This window comes from Maribacter sp. HTCC2170 (assembly GCF_000153165.2).
Taxonomy (GTDB): Bacteria; Bacteroidota; Bacteroidia; order Flavobacteriales; family Flavobacteriaceae; genus Maribacter_A.
Map to the genome: position 1 here is coordinate 3,750,965 of NC_014472.1, position 20,385 is coordinate 3,771,349.

13 protein-coding genes are annotated in these 20,385 nt (G+C 36.3%); 12 read left to right on the forward strand and 1 reads right to left on the reverse strand.

Translation table 11 applies throughout. The features are described 5' to 3' along the window. Window positions 1-257 precede the first annotated feature (257 nt). From FB2170_RS16525 to FB2170_RS16555, 7 genes are all read left to right on the forward strand, one after another. Entirely contained in the window at window positions 258-2,105 is a 1,848-nt protein-coding gene (locus FB2170_RS16525; protein WP_013307753.1) for a transglutaminase-like domain-containing protein, read from the forward strand. After that, window positions 2,080-4,107 carry a DUF3857 domain-containing protein gene (locus tag FB2170_RS16530; protein ID WP_013307754.1) on the forward strand — a complete coding sequence of 676 codons (2,028 nt, stop codon included), beginning with the start codon at window positions 2,080-2,082 and terminating at the stop codon, window positions 4,105-4,107. Before FB2170_RS16525 ends, FB2170_RS16530 begins: the two co-directional genes overlap by 26 nt. Before the next feature lie 270 nt (window positions 4,108-4,377). Continuing rightward, the gene (locus tag FB2170_RS16535; protein ID WP_013307755.1) at window positions 4,378-5,409 is read left to right on the forward strand and encodes a sugar phosphate isomerase/epimerase family protein; all 1,032 of its coding nucleotides are present in this window, start codon (window positions 4,378-4,380) and stop codon (window positions 5,407-5,409) included. 137 nt (window positions 5,410-5,546) lie between these two features. Continuing rightward, entirely contained in the window at window positions 5,547-5,918 is a 372-nt protein-coding gene (locus FB2170_RS16540; RefSeq protein ID WP_013307756.1) for a VOC family protein, read from the forward strand. A gap of 140 nt (window positions 5,919-6,058) precedes the next feature. After that, window positions 6,059-6,748, forward strand: a complete 690-nt coding sequence (locus FB2170_RS16545; RefSeq protein WP_041632920.1) for a helix-turn-helix transcriptional regulator — start codon at window positions 6,059-6,061, stop codon at window positions 6,746-6,748. A 149-nt stretch (window positions 6,749-6,897) separates the two neighbouring features. Then, the gene (locus FB2170_RS17105) at window positions 6,898-9,708 is read left to right on the forward strand and encodes an alkaline phosphatase PhoX (protein WP_083802972.1); all 2,811 of its coding nucleotides are present in this window, start codon (window positions 6,898-6,900) and stop codon (window positions 9,706-9,708) included. A gap of 78 nt (window positions 9,709-9,786) precedes the next feature. Then, window positions 9,787-10,221, forward strand: coding sequence for a PaaI family thioesterase (locus tag FB2170_RS16555; RefSeq protein WP_013307759.1), 435 nt, complete (start codon window positions 9,787-9,789; stop codon window positions 10,219-10,221). 3 nt (window positions 10,222-10,224) lie between these two features. On the opposite strand, the gene FB2170_RS16560 is transcribed toward FB2170_RS16555, so the two are convergent. Further along, the gene (locus FB2170_RS16560; RefSeq protein ID WP_013307760.1) at window positions 10,225-11,868 is read right to left on the reverse strand and encodes a serine hydrolase; all 1,644 of its coding nucleotides are present in this window, start codon (window positions 11,866-11,868) and stop codon (window positions 10,225-10,227) included. Window positions 11,869-12,150: 282 nt separating this feature from the next. Here FB2170_RS16560 and FB2170_RS16565 point away from each other — a divergent pair, with 282 nt between their 5' ends. The 5 genes from FB2170_RS16565 to FB2170_RS16585 all read left to right on the forward strand — a co-directional run bounded on the left by FB2170_RS16565 (window position 12,151) and on the right by FB2170_RS16585 (window position 20,377). Next, on the forward strand, window positions 12,151-13,386 hold the full coding sequence (locus FB2170_RS16565) for a sensor histidine kinase (RefSeq protein ID WP_013307761.1): 1,236 nt from the start codon (window positions 12,151-12,153) through the stop codon (window positions 13,384-13,386). A gap of 117 nt (window positions 13,387-13,503) precedes the next feature. Next, entirely contained in the window at window positions 13,504-13,716 is a 213-nt protein-coding gene (locus tag FB2170_RS16570; RefSeq protein WP_041633298.1) for a putative signal transducing protein, read from the forward strand. Window positions 13,717-13,884: 168 nt separating this feature from the next. After that, on the forward strand, window positions 13,885-17,955 hold the full coding sequence (locus FB2170_RS16575; RefSeq protein ID WP_013307763.1) for a hybrid sensor histidine kinase/response regulator transcription factor: 4,071 nt from the start codon (window positions 13,885-13,887) through the stop codon (window positions 17,953-17,955). A 156-nt stretch (window positions 17,956-18,111) separates the two neighbouring features. Then, window positions 18,112-18,690 carry a hypothetical protein gene (locus FB2170_RS16580; RefSeq protein WP_013307764.1) on the forward strand — a complete coding sequence of 193 codons (579 nt, stop codon included), beginning with the start codon at window positions 18,112-18,114 and terminating at the stop codon, window positions 18,688-18,690. A gap of 10 nt (window positions 18,691-18,700) precedes the next feature. Continuing rightward, window positions 18,701-20,377 (forward strand): hypothetical protein, encoded by a 1,677-nt coding sequence (locus FB2170_RS16585; protein WP_013307765.1) that lies wholly within the window; start codon window positions 18,701-18,703, stop codon window positions 20,375-20,377. Window positions 20,378-20,385 lie beyond the last annotated feature (8 nt).

Sequence of the window (20,385 nt, forward strand, 5' to 3'; positions counted from 1 at the left end):
CTGTATATGAACAGCCTACCAATTTTGGTAAGTCGGACTTTTTAGCATAGAGACCTACTGAAAATATTATTCAAACTACAAATTTTTTAGTGGTTATAGTCGTCAATATAGAGATAATACCCAAAACGAAAAATGGGTTGATTCTATGATATTTATCAATAAAACTCACATTATTCAATAGTAACTTGTATTTCCAAAATTCGCTATTTAGACAAAATATCGGCGTCTATATTTCGTTAAGTATACAACCTTACTTTATGATTGAGATTCTAAAAATATTAGTTGCGTTTAATTCCATTAAAATAATTCTAATATCGATTTTACTTGCCGAGTCTTCTAACCTTTGTGCTCAAGACCTTTCAATCAGTACTAAATCAGAACACATAAAAATTGAGAAAGACAGCTCCTTTGTTAGGGATATATCCGTCAATTTAAAAGAAAGCCCAAGCATAATTGCATATCCCATTTTATACGATAGTGAACTCGAAGTCGTCTCAGATATTCAGGTTCTTTTAAAAAAAGGCAAGCGCTTTAAGCCTATGAAGGAAATCATCAAGACCGAAGATGATGTTGAACTTGATTATATAGCAAGCAAGAAAATGATTTCTGTTATTATTCCGGTCGATACAGAGGCTAAAATAACCTATAAGGTAAACTGCAAAGAACTCATGTACTTTTCAGATTTACGTTTTTTCTCCTATAACAAGATTGATACACTACGCTATAAGTTAACAATACCAAACGATTTTAGTTTTGCGCATAATACGATCTACAAAGATTCTTTGTCCCATATAACCTTTGATTCCATCAACTTGGCAAAAGAGACGAAATACCAAATAGAAGCTGTGCCGCTAAAAGTTGACCCCGACCCTTTGATGCTTTTCGGAATTTATAGGAATAAAAAAATTCCATTTATGAGGACCATAGTTGCTCCAGTTTCCTATAAAGACATTGAGTCAGAATATCTGAATGACTGGTACTTGGACAAAGTAAAACCCCAAAGAGGCCTTACAAAAGAGGTGCTCACAAAAATTGATGACTTGACCGAAGGGGAAACAGATGCAATAAAGACAATGAATATATTATATGATTATGTAAGAACCAATTTCAAATATGTTGCCATAGAAATAGGAATGGGTGCATTTATCCCAACTCATACAAATCAAGTCTACACCGACAAACAAGGTGACTGCAAGGATTTATCCAATTTTCTTGTAGAAGCACTAAATTATAAGGGCATTAAAAGCAATATTGCCCTGGCCTCAACATTTAACCATATTTCCGATTGTGATTTTCCCTCACTAAGTTCAGCTAATCATGCCATATGTGTGGCCTACATTGACAACAAGCCTATAATACTAGATCCAACCGACGTAATCCACACAACATTTACTCCCGTTGAAAGTCTTCAAAATAGATCCATATTTATTATTAATGAGGAAGGGGGCGAATTTCATAAAATCAAGAATTTTGATAATCAAGATAACTTAATCGACTATGAACTAAATCTTGCTTTTGATTCAGATAAAATGTCGCTTAAGGGAATATTCAATACAACATATAACGGCATTTCTGGCAATTTCATAAAGCGGCGTATTAGAAACGCAGAAAAAAAGGATGAAGCTGTTACTTGTACAAATCATTTTGAATCTGTTTTTGGAAATGGGACTATTTCCAAAATAGAAACGAATGAAAACAGTAATGCCTTAAGCATTAACGGAAATATTTCGATTCTGGGAAAGGTTTTCAATGATGGGAATAATAGACTTTTGTTCATAGATTTTCTTCCACGTCTTTTTGAATCCACCGAAAGAGAATCACTCTTAAAAGGAACACATATTGGCAACAACTTTAATAAGAAAGTAAAAGTCGTAATACAAATGGCTGAATCTTTTCAAATGTTCGACCCAATAGAACACTCATTTAAAGAAGAAGGTGCTACACTGAAAATCAAGACAAAAGCCCTATCGGATAGTAGTATCGAATATAATTATGATTTTAATTTTGATTATGTGAATATTGATAAGAATAACCAATCGCTTACCAATCAGTTGTTAAAAGAATTCAAACAAACACTAAATGTTCCCATTGTACTTTCCAAATAGCATTAATTCCCCTATCCTTTTAGTGCTCGTATTACTTTTTACTAGTAACATCTTAGCCCAAGACAGTTTGCCTGATGCTAAGTTTTCAAAACAATGTAAAGATTCGGAGGCATATATTTTATACTCCTATAAGGATGTTTCAATTGCTAAAAATTGGACCAATTTCAAAAGGCATACCGCAATAAACAATAAGGTGGTCATCAATAATAGCTCGGGTGTAGAAAACCATGCATTTTTAAGGTTATCTGAATTGGTTGCCAACAAGTTGAGTAAAATAAAAATAAAGACTTTAAAGGCAGATGGATCCGTGGTAGAGCTAGATTCTAGCTTGGTATTTCAACGTAAGGAAAAGAATGAGGATTTCCAGGATATCAATTACCCCATTCCTGGGGTTGAACCCGGTGATACCATAGAAACTTCATATGAGTATACTGAATATTTAAAAAGTTACCAGTTAAAGGATTTTGTGAATTTATATAGTGATTTGCCGAGCATAAGAACAGAATATACTGTTAGAACCAACCCCGAGCTTCAGGTCCGGTATAAAAACTATAATGATTTTCCTAACCCAGACGTAATCGCAAACGACACTTTGACCTACTGCGTATTTAAAATGGATAAGGTAAATCGCCATGTTCCAAATGAGAATACCTGTTTACCATGTGACCTCCCTTATGTCTATTATTCCATAGAAAAAAAAGATAAAGAACCAATTACATGGAAAGAAGTTTATAATGCTGAGTTTAATGTGGTTACCCAACCAATGGCACTCGATCATGAAAACATCTCGTACTACAAAAGATGGAAAAAAAGAGTAATAGGGGAAGCCAAGGACAGTTCTAAATTCCACAAGTTTAAGTTGCTACATCAAGACATACTTGAGAATTTGGAGATTGTACCAACAAAAATGCGTGAAATGATTAAATCAAGTGGGTTTTTTCTAAAAGAAAAACGCATTGACCCCATTGGTGTTGGCCGATTATATCGTCAACTATTGGAAGATCTTCAAATTGATTACTGGGCAGTTTTTGCCAGAAGTAAAAGGGAAGGACCAATTGACCCTTATTATATAAGAAAAGGAGAATATGACCATATATTTTTCGCTTTCGAAAATGAAAAAGGTGGTATGGAATTACTCTATCCGCATGAAGAAGCCTTTAAATATCAAATAAATGAGATTCCAACTTCTCTCTACAATTCTGAGGCCATTATAGCAAAACCATACTTTGAGCATAAAATTAAAAAGGGAGATAAATTCATTGGCCGTGACCTAAAACTGGCGGAAGTAGATTCTGTTGCCATAAATATGATTAAACTGCCTGGTTCAAATGTTAAGCAAAATTATATTAAGCAGCTCTATTTTAGTGAAATTAACCTGAATGAGAAAAGCACTTTGACCAAATATAAATTTTCGGTTTCGGGCGGTTTATCAACTGATGTTCGAGGATTTTATAGTATGTTGAATCAGGATGAGGAGGCTAGTGATTTCTATGACGCTATGAACGAATATGAAGGTAGCGGTTCATCGTTTAAAATGGACTCATTACTCAGTACTCATTTTAGATCTACAAAACCTTTTACCTTTACAATAAATGGACAAGGAAATATAGATGAAGCTGTATCTTTTTTAACTGATTCAATGGTTAGTGTCTCTTTAAATAATCTAATTCAACATAGTCAATTGGAGAGTGATCAAAATATTATTGATTTAAACTACTATCTAGATTACAATTACTCAGACCACTCCTCGATCATATTGAATTTTACCGATGATATTGAGCTTTTGGATATTGAAAAATACAAATTGGAGTTCAGTAATGAGATTGGGTCATATTCGGTTGAGTCCAAAATAATTGGAAACAATAGATTAAACCTTCAATCAAATTATCGAATCAACAAAGATTTTATTTCAATTGAGGAATACCCCAAATTAAAAGAGCTTAATAAAAAAGTGAACGAAATGATTAATAATCGCCTAATAATCAAGTTAAAAAATAAGTAGGCATTGATAATACTTGTTTAGTAATTTTTCAAAATTCTTTAGAATTAATTTTTTCCAATAACTAATTGCGTCACCTTCTAGAGTAAAGCTCTTGGCCTATATTACACTCAAAATCAAAATAAGTTTCTTTCAAGGGTAATAATGACAATTTTATATGCATTCTATTTGGGCATTTCATGTTAATTTTGAAGGTATAAATCATTGTAAAATGAGAGGTATGTAGTACCTTTCTGCAACTTTGACTATTCAAAACTAAATATCTATTCTACTATGAAAAGTAAAAATGAATCTTTGAAACAAAAAACATTGACAATGGCAATTGTTGCCGTTTTCATGTTATCATTTACAATTGGATGCAAGGAAAAAGCACCAAAAACCGAAGAGGCCGAAGCCACTGTTGAAAACGCGGAAACCAGCCCTGATTTTCAAATTTCGCTCGCTCAATGGTCACTGCACAAAACCTTTTTCGGGGTTGAAAGTATGGACTGGGCAGAATTTGGCAAGACTCTTAGAGAATCACCTGATGATCTATTAAAAGGTCCAGACCCTATGGAGTTCCCAGCTATGGCTGCGGCATATGGAATTAATTCTATTGAATTGGTAAACACCTTTTACTTCAGTAAAGCCAATGATATGGACTACTGGGCCAAATTCAAACAAAAATGTGACGATGCTGGTGTATCTGTTGGTTTGATCATGTGCGATGCTTTAGGTGATTTAGGCGATGCTGACCCAGCAAAACAAAAAGAGGCCGTAGAAAACCATTATGCATGGGTAGATGTTGCCAAATTTTTAGGTGCACATTCAATTCGTGTTAATGCTGCCGGTTCAGGAACTGCTGATGAAGTAGCAAAAAATGCTGTAGTTGGTTTATCAAGTTTAGGCAAATATGGTGCTTCTAAAGGAATAAATATCATTGTTGAAAACCATGGTGGTTATTCTTCTGATGGCACTTGGTTAAGTGGTGTTATGGGGCAAATAGGAATGGACAATGTTGGTACACTGCCCGATTTTGGCAACTTCTGTATTGCGCGTAGTCCAGATGGTTGTGCCAAAGAATATGACCGATATAAAGGTATGAAGGAGCTTATGCCCTTCGCCAAGGGTGTGAGTGCAAAATCAAACGTATTTGATGAAGCAGGTAACGAAAGGAATTCTGATTTCCTTAAAATCATGAAGATCGTTAAAGAATCAGGTTTTAAAGGTTATGTGGGTATCGAATATGAAGGTGCTGAACTTTCAGAAGATGAAGGTATCAAAGCGACTAAGGCATTGCTTGAAAAAGTGATCAAGCAGCTTTAAGAAGGCTTAACAAATAATCAATAAAGTATTAAGAATAAGGGAACTCAAAAAAGTTCCCTTATTTTTTTACCCCTGACATAATCTGTCACAAGGCGTCATATCTTTGCGGTATCGTTTAACAATAAAAGCAACAAAAAATGAAAAATGCAATCAACTGGTTCGAGATACCAGCAACAGATTACGAAAGGGCAAAAAAATTCTACAACGCCATGCTTGGAATAGAAATCGCCGATATGCCAATGCCGGAAGGTCAATACGGGATGTTCCCATATGACAATGACAACAATGGTGTTGGTGGTGGATTAGTGGAAATGGAAGGCGTGAAACCATCAGCGGAAGGAATCACCATTTATCTTAATGGTGGCGACGACCTTAGCGCTCCTTTGGGTCGTGTTGGAGCTGCAGGTGGTAAAGTGATTATGCCAAAGACCGATATTGGTGAAAATGGCTTTATGGCCCAATTCCTAGATACAGAGGGTAACAGAGTGGCGCTGCATTCCTGGAATTAAACCTATTTCTGTCATTTCGAGCGGAGTCGAGAAATCCCATCTATATGGTTGATATTCTGGGCTCCGCTCGAAATGACAAAAAATCCCGCCTTAGGTTTATTACTAAAACCATATTTTTATCGAGAATCAATGATTGATGCATGTCACAACTATCTAGACTCATTAGTATTCTTACCCTATTAAAATCACGACGGATTTTGACGGCCACAGAACTGTCCGATAAGTTTGAAATCAGTGTACGTACGGTTTACCGTGATATCCAAAAATTGATTGAGGCCGGTGTTCCCGTGATTACAATTGAAGGTCGTGGATATTCATTAATGGACGGCTATACAGTAGCTCCCGTACAGTTTACCGAAAAACAGGCCAATGCCCTGATTACTGCCCAACACTTGGTAAAACAGAGTAACGATTCTTCTTTTAACAACGACTTTGAAGAGGCTTTGACGAAGATAAAGTCGGTCTTTAAATCTTCAGTCCTCGAAAAAAGTGAATTGCTCGATGATAAAATACATGTGTTCAATAACCAGTATGAGAGTATTTCGAGCAACGCCCTATCTGAAATCCAATTGGCGATTACCCACTTCAACTATATGGAAATCAATTATCGAAAGGCCGATGATCCCAATATCACCTTTAGAAGAATTGAACCCTGTGCCCTATTCTCTACCTATCAAAAATGGATTTTGATTGCATGGTGCCATCTTCGCAAGGACTATAGAGCCTTTCGGGTGGACCGCATTCAGCATTTTAAAATCCTACAGGAACAATTCGAGGACCGAAAATTCAGTATTCAGGAGTATTTTGCCTCTTGCCCTTATGATTTGTAAGCCTTACAAATCAATGTTAAGCCCTATTTTCGGTATTTAAGCGTATACATTTTCTTTTCTGGATTCATCTTATTAAATTTCTTCCATATAATTAAGAAGTTTTATCCGTTTTCGGTGGTAATTACTTGAGATACATACCTAAGCATCAAATGAGATACATTCTTGGTCTTTTCTTATTATGTCACATGGGTGTTTTTGCCCAACAAGATATCGGTGATTTCACATCTGTTGAGCCTTCAACGCAGAACACAGATTTTGTAATTCCTGAGACCCATACATTTCAAAAAATAATAGAAGCAGGGGATCCTTTGACACAAGGAGGCAACTTGAAGAACAGAAACGACTTTACTGGGTACGTACCAATAAATGGAAGTAGTGAAAATGGGTATTTAAGTATCAATGCAGAAGCAGTACCAGGTGGGGTAAGTATTCTGGATATCAACTTTAACACCACCTCAAAAATATGGCAGACCACCTTTTCAAAAGCAGTTGATTTTAGCGGCGTAGCTGGTACGGTAGCGAATTGCTCCGGTACCGTAACCCCATGGAATACGATTATCTCTTGTGAGGAATATATTCTGACTACCGATGTGAACAATGATGGATATTACGATTGGGGATGGTGTGTTGAAATAGACCCGGTCACCAAAACGGTTATTGATAAAAGATGGGCATTGGGAAATATTCAACATGAAAATGTGGTCATTCATAACAATCATAGAACAGTATACCAAGGTGCGGATTCAAATCCTGGGTATTTATACAAATTCGTGGCAGATGTAGCCCAGGATTTGAGCAGTGGCGCCCTTTACGTATACAAAGGATCCAAAAGTGGTTCCGGAAATTGGATACTCCTTGATAATACCACACCCGCAGAAAGAAACAGCACATTGACCCAGAGTGCCAATGTAGGGGCAACAATATTCAATGGTATTGAGGATGTTGAAATTGGACCGGACGGATGGATTTATTTTGCAGTTAAGAGTGAAGCAACAGTATATCGTTTCCAAGATTCAAACCCCATAAACGGAACGACCGTACCTCAAATGGAAACCTTTGTGGGCAACACTAGTTACAATATTACCCATGCGAACGGAGTAACGAGTGTTCCTTGGGGTAATGGTAGCGATAATTTGGCATTTGATGGGGAAGGAAACCTATGGGTGCTTCAAGACCTTGCATCCAGTAACAATTATATATGGGTCGTTGAAAACGGGCACACACAAGCCTCTCCCAAAGTAAAGATTTTTGGTATTCCGCCATTAGGTGCAGAACCTACCGGAATCACCTTTTCTCCCGATTACCGTTTTCTTTTTATGTCGATACAGCATCCAGACGGAAGTAATTCTTCCAGTACTCAAACCGATGCGGCAGGCAATTCTGTAGCATTCAATAAAGGTACTTCATTGGTCATTGCCAGAAAAGAGCATTTGGGGGTTTCATATTCGACCTGGTATCTTGATGCCGATAATGATGGATTCGCTATAGAACCAACGATATTAAGTGAAACAAGTCCAGGACCAGGCTACACAACAAATGTATTACCAACCACTGATTGTGATGATTCAGATGCCCTGATAAACCCTGATACCATTTGGTACCTCGATGCGGACAATGATGGATTTGCAGCGGAAACGACCGTGACCAGTTGCACGAATCCCGGAACAGGATATACAATCACAGTATTACCAACCACTGATTGTGATGATTCAGATGCATTGATAAACCCTGATACGATTTGGTATCTTGATGCTGACAATGATGGATTTGCTACGGAAACAACCATGACCAGTTGCACGAATCCCGGAACAGGATATACAACCACATTATTACCAACTACCGATTGTGATGATTCAGATGCTTTGATAAATCCTGATACAATTTGGTACCTCGATGCGGACAATGATGGATTTGCAGCGGAAACGACCATGACCAGTTGTACGAATCCCGGAACAGGATATACAATCACAGTATTACCAACCACTGATTGTGATGATTCAGATGCATTGATAAACCCTGATACGATTTGGTATCTTGATGCTGACAATGATGGATTTGCTACGGAAACGACCATGACCAGTTGCACGAATCCCGGAACAGGATATACAACCACATTATTACCAACTACCGATTGTGATGATTCAGATGCTTTGATAAATCCTGATACAATTTGGTACCTCGATGCGGACAATGATGGATTTGCAGCGGAAACGACCATGACCAGTTGTACGAATCCCGGAACGGGATATACGATGACCGAACTACCCACCACCGATTGTGATGATTCTGATGCCCAGATAAATTCTGGGACAATCTGGTATCTAGATGCGGACAATGATGGATTTGCTGTGGAAACAACCATGACCAGTTGCACCAATCCAGGAACCGGATATACAATGACAGAATTACCCACCACCGATTGTGATGATTCGGATGCCCTGATCAATCCAGATACGATTTGGTATCTCGATGCCGATAATGATGGATTTGCTGTGGAAACCACCATGACCAGTTGTACCAACCTCGGAACTGGATATACAATGACGGAATTACCCACTACCGATTGTGATGATGAAAACACTTTGATGAATCCAAATACGATTTGGTATCTTGATACAGATTCAGATGGATATGCTGAAGGCGACCCTGTGGTTAGTTGTGAGAGCCCTGGGCAAGATTATACAATGGAAGAGTTACCTCCCGAATTAGACTTACAGGGAGTTAAAGTCGTTATGTTTCCCAATCCCACAAATGGTTTGTTTTCGATTCAGTTCGCTGAAGAATTTCAACAAGCAAAAGTTACGGTGGTGAGCGCAACGGAGCAATTGGTTTTTGAAGAACTTTTCGTTAACAATCAAGAAATCAATCTAGATTTATCAAATCAGAGTTCTGGCGTTTACTATGTACATGTCAACATTGATAACTCTACCGCTTATACTTTACAAGTGGTAAGAAAGTAGTAAAATCATAGTTATGTGATTGATTTAAGAAATAAGATTCAAGGCGTATCTTTATGGCTTGATATTTAAATTCATCCCATGAACAAACCTTTGGAATATTTTAAAACACAGATCGGAAAAGATGCCACCCATTCCCCTTCTCCCCTAATGAAATGGTTAAATCCAATACTAATTAGTGCTGAGGCAGGACAATTGGAATTTTCCTATGTTATTAGAGAAGAAATGACCAATCCTGTTGGGATTATTCATGGGGGCACCACCGCTGCAATTATTGACGATGCCATTGGAGCCGCAGTTTTCTCTTTAGGAGTTTCTCATGTGTACACAACCGTGAGTCTATCGGTGGATTATTTTAGCCGTGCACAGGCCGGTGACACCATAATAGCACAAACCAATGTCATTAAAAAAGGTAGACAGATCATCAATGCCGAATGTGAGGTTTGGAATGCCGACAAAACAAGAATGATTGCCAAAGGACACTCAAACCTCATACAGACCAAAATAGAGATTTAGGGCTTATTTCTTATCTCCTTTCAAAGATTGCCCATTTTGATTCAAGGTTACATTAATAACCTCACCTGATTCATTTCGTTCAAAAACCAATTGTGCAGAAACTACCTTATAAAAGAAGGTATCAGCTGCCTCTGGAAAAACAGGAAAGTTCTGTTGCCCTGTAGCTTGTGCAAATAACTGATTGTCTTTGGTAGTGATAGTGATTGCGAATCCTGGCACCAATTCATAGCTACCTACGTAATCTTCATATGTAGAAGTATCTATACTAACCTCCTCTTTCTCTGTGTCTGGTTTTCTGTCTGTTTCAATGCCTTTCGACGAATTGATACGGGCCACAAAATGTGCTACTTTCTTACCATTTTCCATCTTGAACTCGTAAGTAGTGAGTCCGCCATCAAAATGGAACTTGCTTGCCGAATCCGCATATATCTTTAGTTTATTACTTCCTTCACGTTGGCTATATAATTGTGAATCTTCCAAAGAAATGGTTCGTAAGGCTTTATCATCAAATTCATAATTACCTACCCACTTATTAAGTTCATCATTTGAAAGAGAAATATTTTTATCGCTTGAATTATATGGTTTTCCCATGGCAATGGCTGCCATTTTTATCGTTGCATCCTGCGGTGAAGCACCATCACGATTGGTCAATGTTATTACATAAACATTCTCAGAGGGAACATAAACCCCTTGGGTAACGTATCCGAAAATTCCCCCGCCATGTTCAATACTCGGCACTCCAACTATTTCATTCATCTGCCATCCATATCCATAATTTGTAGCATCCCCATTGTTCAACTTTGTATTTGTAAAGGCAAGAGCTTTTGACTTAGCAGAGATCAATGTATTATTATGTATTGCTTTATGCCATAACAACATATCATCTACCGTTGACATAAGCGAACCTGCCGCATAAGGTAAGGTCATACTTAAATAACGTGCGTTTCTAAATCCATTTTCAGCAGGGGAGTAACCAATAGCCCTGTTCTTGATCAATCTACTTTTACTGCCATAATTAGAATGCTCCATTTGCAGTGGCTTAAAAATATGCTCTGTAACAAATTCTTCATACGATTGCCCTGAGATTACCTCAATAATGTGTCCTAATATTATATAGCCCGAATTGTTATAGAGCCATTTTTCACCCGGATCAAAATCCATGGGTTCGTTCTTGAACACATCAATCAACTCCTTTGGTGTTTTGTCTGTAGCTGCCGTGGCAATAAAACTTCGCATACTGGTATAGCTCTTAATACCCGAGGTATGGTTTAGTAAATGATGTACTGTAATCTTTTTTCCTTTAGTCGGATAATCAGGAATATACTTGGTGATTTCATCCTCTAATGCCAATTTCCCTTGCTCCATCAACATTAAAATGGAAACAGCCGTAAACTGTTTGGTAATAGAACCTATTTCAAATACATTTTCCGGTTTCATGGGAATATCATATTCCAAATTCGCCATACCAAAAGCCTTCCTATATAAAACCTTTCCGTTTTTATATACCAGTGCGGAAATTCCAGGTGTATCTTTCGTGTAAGTATCTTTTAAAAGTGCATCATACTGCTGTTCCTGAGATTGCGCAAAAACCGGAATACTGCTTATGGCCAATGCCATGAATAAGAATAGAATGGTTGTTTTTTTCATGATAAAAAGTGTTTCTCGTGATTAATGTTTTTTATATGACGCTCAACAATTGCATTACGTTACATTATACTCTTTGTTTATTAAAATTTAATATAGCGCCCATTTCATTATATAGTTCTCAAAGAACCCTAAGATATTATGAATTTGAAAATTACTAAAACAATCTTTTTAATAATTAATGAATACTATTAACCAAATAAAGACGTTTACTTCAAAAGTAATCCTATTCTTACAGTAAATTAACTGTAACATATTATGGGGTTATTATAAACACAAACCCCCATGTTAGAACCTAAAGATCATATTAACGAAAAAGAACGTTTGGCATCCCTAGAATCTTATTCTATTCTAGATACACTGCCTGAAGAAGATTACGACAATTTAACAGCTATTGCGGCGGAAATTTGCGGAACTCCAATTAGTTTGGTTAGCTTATTGGATAACAAAAGACAGTGGTTCAAATCCCGTCATGGGCTGGGCGTTTCTGAAACCCCAAAAGAATATGCATTCTGTGCGCATGCAATCAATGAAGAAGATGACATTTTCATAGTTCAAGATTCAAGAACAGATGAGCGATTTCATGATAATCCTTTAGTGATAGGCGAACCAAGAGTTATTTTTTATGCAGGTATCTCACTCTACTCAGATACTGGTCTTCCTCTTGGAACATTATGTGTAATTGACCACAAACCAAAGTTGCTTAGTCAAAGTCAAATCAAATCACTTAAAGCCTTATCAAATCAAGTTATCAACCTTTTAAAACTAAGAAAGAGTAATATACTATTGAAAAAGTCGGTTGAAGAACTGGAAAACAAAAACATTGAATTAGAACGATTTGCCTATATCGCGGCCCATGATTTAAAATCGCCCTTGAATACCATAAACACAACCGCAGAGCTATTCACTGAATGCTATTCCTCAAAATTTGATGAAGATGGTAAAAAAATGTTGGGATTTATTAAATCCTCCACGAACAAATTAAAAGGACTGATAGATGGTCTTCTTGATTATAGCAAAAGTGAATCGGTATTAAAAGAAGAAGTTACTGATATTGAAATCCCCAAGCTTAAGGATGACATCAATGGTCTCTTTTCACATGACAACGCGCTGAATTTGGAAATAAAAACCAATCTTAGAAAAATCAATACTAACCGAACGGCTTTGAATCAAATATTGATTAACCTAGTTTCCAATGCAATCAAGTATAATGATAAGACAGTAGTTAAAATACAAATTGAAATTGAAAAGAAACACGGTTATTATGAATTTGTAGTAAAAGATAATGGTCCCGGCATAGCAAGTGAAAATCAAGATAAAATATTTCAGATATTCAAAATCTTGGGTCCAGCTGATAAATTTGGAAATTGTGGGAACGGAATCGGTCTGGCGACTGTTAAGAGAATAATAGAAAAAATGGGAGGTAAAATTCACCTCGACTCAGTCCTAGGAGAAGGCTGTGAGTTCCATTTTACTCTTAAAACCAATGAACCCCAAATGGAAACAATGCATATGGCCTAAGCCTATTTATCATAAAGACAGTATGATGAAGACCATAACAATTGTTATGGTTTTTTTGTTTTTGGATGATAGTCTAAATAAAAAATGTGGTATCTTCAAAGTACAAAATTATTGACCATGAAAACAAACTATAAAAAAGTATTTACAGGGGAATCAATTGAAGCTCAACGCGTTGTAGGTAAACTTCATGAAATAGGAATTGAAGCCGTGGTCAAAGACGAAGCGAAATCGGCAAGACTGGCAGGGTTTGCCTCATCTATGTTGGGCCAGATAGATATATATGTTCATAAAGATGAGTTTGAAAAGGCTCTTTTAGCAATTAATTCTTAAAAATATTAAGTTGGTTCATTTAACTATATAAAACATGTAATTATCCTTACTTAGGTAATATCATTATTTTAACTATGATTTATTATCTTAGGTTTCTGTGAAATTTAAGAGAAATCACTTTCCCCCTCTTAGTTCCACCACAACTTTTTTAATATCAACCAAAGATAAATGATGAAAATAAAAGACGGTCTTAAATTTTCTTTCTTGATTTTTCTATTCATTTTCTTACATGATTCTGGTTTTTCACAAAATAATCAACCAAGAGTTAAATACTTCACTTTGGAAGATGGTATTTCACAAGTTTCCTCCAATGACCTTTTGTTGGATACTTCAGGATTTATATGGATTGCAACACAAGATGGACTCAACAAGTTTGACGGAAACAAATTCATTCACTATAAATACAACAAACAAGATTCCTTGACGCTATCAGGTAATCTTATCAGCAAACTTCTTGAAGATTCAACGGGTAAAATTTGGGTCGGTACAATTGGCAATGGTTTGAATTATTACAATCCCGAACTGGAGATTTTTAATCGGGTAAAACTCAAAGAGTCATCTATTAGCAATGAAATTATTACTGCTTTAGTTGAAGATAACCAGAACAATATATGGGTAGCTTCTAGGGTATCTGGGTTACATAAACTAAGTTTTTCAGAACAAGGTGATATTATTCAGAAGAATTTCTTGCCGGGGAAAGCTATTACAAGTGCCCTTATCGATGATGAAAACATGCTTTGGATTGGTGATAACAAAGGTACAATTTCCCAATTAAATCCGTCTTCCGCGAAAATATCCAATTCTAAGCCCATAACAAAGGTGCAAGGAAATATACAAGCATTTCACCGTACAGCAAATCATTTATTGATTGGTGGAGGTTTAGGTTTTCACATGTATGACATTGACAACAGACAAGTCGACCTAATTGATCTTAGTACAGGTGAAGAATTGTCTACAAGACATGTTTCGTCCTTTTTGAAAAATGATCACCAAAGTGTATGGATTGGTACAGGAAATGGTGTATATCTTTTTGATTGGGTAAATCGCCGCATCTTAAACAAGATTCTATATTCAGAAGATAAAAAGAATGGTCTTAGCAATGGTACGGTACAAGCCCTTTTGAAAATTTCAAAAGACCAAATGTTAGTGGGCACAGCTAACTATCCAAATCTAATAGATTTAGCTGAACCACATATTAAGAATATTTCAAAGGACCAAAGAGGCGATCATTTATTGAATGACAATGTAATATTTTCAATTTTAAAGGATGATGGTGATTTATGGATTGGCACTTCAGACGGCGGATTAAATCTTATTAGGAAAGGACAACCCTATTATTTCAAATATAACCCCAACACTCCAAATGGTTTTTCAGGGACTGTTGTTAGGGCAATAGTGAAAGATGACGTAAATAAAAGATTGTGGCTGGCCACTACACGCGGGTTAAATATGATTGACCTCAAAACATTTGACCCTGAGAATCCTAGGTTTTCTATTTTTCAGTACAATCCTACAAATCCAAATTCCATAAACGGGGATTTTCTAAGAGATCTTGTGCTAGACAAAAACAATAACCTTTGGGGAACAACCAATGGTCTTGGTATTTTTCGCATGGAATATGTCAATGATGAAGATTACGAAATCATTAGATATAACAACAGTCCAACAAATCAAAACTCTTTAATCAATGATTTTTCCAATTGTATCAAGTTCGATAAAGAAAATAACATATGGATTGGAACGCAATCAGGACTTTCAAAACTAAGTTTTGATTCAAATTCATATCAAAATCCATTCTTTACCAATTTTTCTAAAATTGAGGGTGATGAAAACTCCCTGGCCCATAATTCTGTCTACGATATTGTTATTGATAAGGAAGACCGCATTTGGCTAGGTACGCGAAGTGGTTTTAGCCAGTATCTCGGAAGTGGAAAATTCAGATCTTGGACCCAACAAAAACAGTTCAGCAATGATGTGGTTTATAGCATCCAAGATGACATCTATGGCAACCTCTGGATGGGAACCAATGAAGGTATTGTAAAGTACAACCCACATAACAATACATTTAAACAATTCAATATTGAAGATGGTATCCAGAGTAAGGAGTTTGATATTCATGCGCGATTTACCGATGATGACGGACTAATTTATCTAGGAGGAATTGGAGGGGTCACCTATTTTCACCCCGACAATCTTGAACAAATAGACAAGCCGCAAAGTTTGTATTTCTCAGGCTTACAGGTAAAAGGCAATCCAGTTAAGGTAAACAACGGATCAAAGTCAATATTAAAGCAACCAATCAAAACAACTGAGCATCTTGAATTTAAACACAATGAATTCCCATTTTTTCTTCAGTTTTCCTCTATTGACTACAGAATTAACAAAAACGTCGAGTATGCCTACAAACTACTACCTACTGATTCGGAATGGATTTTTTTAAAAGATCCAGAAATTCAATTTTTAAATCTTCCCTCTGGTGATTACACCTTGCAGGTCAATGGTTTCTCGAGAGGTAAAGAATGGGAACAAGCACCTCTCGAGATGAACCTAGAAATCTTACCTCCCTGGTGGACAACTTGGTGGGCGTATCTCATATATGCAGGAATAGCGGTAGCTATTGCTGACAGGTTCTACCGTTTTCAACTCTCCAAGAAACTAGCCGTATCAGAAAGTGCTCGTTTGAAAGAGGTGAATCAATTAAAAAATAGTTTATACGACAATATAACCCATGAATTTAGAACACCGTTGACGGTTATTCTAGGAATGACAGATGCATTGGAGAGTGAATTAAATACTAAGACAACACCGCCAATAAACAATGCCGTTGAAATGATACGCAGAAATGGAAACAATCTCTTGTCTCTTGTAAATGAAATGTTAGACCTTTCAAAACTTGAGAGTGGGCACTTAGAAACAAATATGGCGCAGATAAATGTTGTTCCATTTATAAAGTATCTTGGGGAAAGTTTTCAATCTTTTGCCCAAGAAGACGAAATACATTTCACGGTATATTCAGAAGTGGATGAATTAATGATGGATGTTGATACTACCAAACTATCAACCATTATCTCTAACCTACTTTCCAATGCAATCAAATTCACTCCTGCATTGGGCAAAATAGTACTGCATTTACATAATGAGAATAATACCCATTTAATAATCAAGGTAAGTGATACCGGAACGGGAATATCAAAAGACGAACTGCCCCATATATTCAATAGATTTTACCAGGCAGATTCCACGGTTACCAGAAAAAGAGACGGAACGGGTATTGGACTTGCCTTGACCAAAGAGTTGGTCAACCTCTTAGGTGGTGAAATTTCTGTGACCACCGCAGTGGATGAAGGTAGTGTCTTTAAAGTAATATTACCAATCACACAAAATGCAGAAAAGATTGGTATTGAGTCATTAAAGTTAAATAAGAAAACAATCGCTCCATATTCTCTTTCAGAAATTCAGACAGAGAGCACAGAAAATAATGATAACGAGTTACCCTTAATACTAATTATTGAAGATAATAAAGATGTTGCCTATTATTTAGATCAATGTTTGAAGGGACATTACAAAACAATCCACGCTATCAATGGAGTTCTAGGACTTGAGATGGCCTTTGAACATATTCCAGATATAATTATTTCTGACGTAATGATGCCGGGCAAAGATGGGTACGAAGTATGTGCCATGCTAAAAGAGGATGAACGTACAGACCATATTCCGATTATTCTACTAACGGCCAAAGTAACCACAAAAGACCGCGTTATGGGCCTCACACAAGGGGCAGACGCCTATTTGGCTAAACCATTTATAAAAGAAGAGCTCTTTGCAAGATTAGAGCAATTGCTCTCTTTAAGAAAAAAGTTGATTTCCAAGTTCCAACATGACCATGTCTCCAAAGTAATTGCCAAACAACCCAAAAATGTTGAAACCAAATTTATTGCCAAAGTAATTGACCTTATTCATGAGGAATTGGACAATTCGGCTTTTGGTACTTCAGAACTTAGTTTTAAACTGCGATTAAGCGAATCACAGGTTTACAGAAAGCTAAAAGCCATTTCAGGAAAATCCACCGCTGTTTTTATAAGGACCATTCGTTTGGAAACTGCAAAAGAACAATTACAAAACACTGATAAAACGGTTTCTGAAATTGCTTATGCCGTTGGTTTCAACGATCCTTCATGGTTTAGCAGGGCTTTTAAAGAAGAATTCGGTCACCCTCCGAGCGAAAGGTTTAAACAATAGTATATCAGTTACTTATGTTAATTTAAGTAATCCTCACTGCAATAATAGTACAAGCTTATTTTTCGCAATTCATTATTACTTCTAGCCTTTGAAAAAATAGTTCAAGTTAAAAAAAGCAATGCTTGATACTTTAGCCCCAACACTAAAAACAGGGGTATGAAAGCAATAAAAAGATTCAAATCTAAACCTAAATTTCTTTCTCATTTAGCCATTATTTTCATCTTTTCACTTGTTATACCTATACAGGCTCAGGTGGAACGTGATGGTAAAGACACTAAGATCAAAGTGCGCGAACATAGACGTACTAAAATAAAAATATCAAAAAATCCTGTCTTAAATTTTGACGAGGCAGATGCAATTTTTGGTAAAAGAACTGATATCCAAAGTAAATACCCAGGGTTAAAATTTATTGGGAATGTTAAACAAATCAAAATCATCAAAAAGCTCTCTAACGGAGAAAATTACATCTACAAAACCACCACAGGCGATAAAATATATGCAAGTGTAAAAAAAGGTGAAATAACTAAGATATCCTTGAGAAACCCCAAGATCAAAGACGGCACTTCAAACACGATAGCTTACAGCGACAATAATTCAACATGCTTTAATTGTACTGAGCTTTGCCATGACCCCGATGGAGCTGGTAAAACAACCTGCTGGACTACTTGTGTAATAGTGGATTGTACCAAAGAACATAATGCCAAAATACCTGGGAAAATAGTAAAAGGAAACTAAATATATAATTATGAAAACAAACGCAGAATTAAAATCAAATCAAAAAAGAACCTTCTTTTCATTTGTTATAATCTTTTTAAGCTTGGTGTACATCGCCCCGTTACAAGCTCAGACTAGGCGTGATCATCGTACTAAAAAAAATGCAACTGTTCGCGATCATAGAAATAAAGGAGGAGAAGACCCCTTTACTAGGTTAAAAATGGAAGCAAAAAAAACGTCTGTACTGAAATCTAAAATGAAACCGGTCAAGGTAACCGTAAACAGTCCTAGTTGGAAAGGAACATCAAGAGACAAAATTAAATTTGTACCGTTTAAACTTGAGGATAAAAATGGAAGAGCTGTTCCTGCTAACCGAAATATTACATTAAAAAATGGAAAAAGTACTACCGCTCAAGAAGCGATAAATAGACTGAACGAAACTGAAAAAAAACTAAATGCCCAAGGGTATTCATTACGCAATAAGGTTCCAAAAACGATTTCAAGAACATATACAAGTAATAACTATTTGAATGGCAGAAGATTAAAGGCCCCAAAATCTATAGGTGCTAGAAAACAAGGTGCTAACCTCAAAAAGTATATGAGTTTAGAAAAAAAAGTGGGTGTTGTCACATCATTTAACAATGTAAAAGGAAAGACAATTACACTAAAGCCATATAGTATGTACACTGAGAGTGAAAAAAAAGAAGTTAATAAATATAACTATTCAAAAACATCGGGTGGTACCATTATGGCAAAAAAGCTTATTACTCCTCGCCGTTTTCAGAAATTTAGAATCCAAAAAATAGGTAACCTCTCGGCCATTTATGAGCACAAGCCAACTGACAAAGTGGCTAATTGGAATTTTGGCCACCCCAATACATTTCAGGCCAGTATAGAAGGTAGGTTACATCGCTATGCAAAAATTTATCCGTTTGATTCTGAAAATCCTGAAAAGAACAAGTCTGAATTCAATGTATCTGCAACTGGAAAAGTCAAAGGGACAATTCTAAATAATTCAATGGATATTTTGCATGCATCTGGTGAATTTAACGCACCCTCAGATGTGTCAAAAAAAATGACAACAAAAATTCAATTAAAAATTCTAGGCACAGCACTTGTTAATGAAAGTAAATCATTTGCACAAAAACACTCAATTAGTAAATCACATAGTAAAAGTTTCGACAATTCTTTTGAATTTGAAATTCCAATTATCGCAGGAATAGATTTTGTAGGCCTAATTGGTGTTAAAGGCGAATTAGGATTTGAATATGAAGGAAAAATTGAAAGGACAATAGCATCGATTGAAGCAAAACCATTGGTGAATCTACAAGCGTATGGAAAGGCTGGTCTTGAATTCGCAGAGATATTTGGAGGTGGCATTGAGAGTGAACTTTCATTTGTCAAGGGTGATTTGGACCTACAAGCATACGCAGGTATTTGGAATCAAAATTCTCAAGAAATTGTAGTTGGCTTCAACCACTATTTTGGTTATGATATTAATATGCTCAGTGGCTCACTTGATGCCTATGCTGAAGCCTGTGTTCCTGATTTTGTTCCATTCTATGGTGGAGATTGCAAACGTTTTACCCACAATGTATTTAAATGGGACGGCTTTAAAGCATCTGGCACTATCGCTGAAGGTAGTATAACCCATACATTGGCCAACATTGCAAAATATGATGAAGAACTCAAAATGAAGGGCAATTAATTTACTGC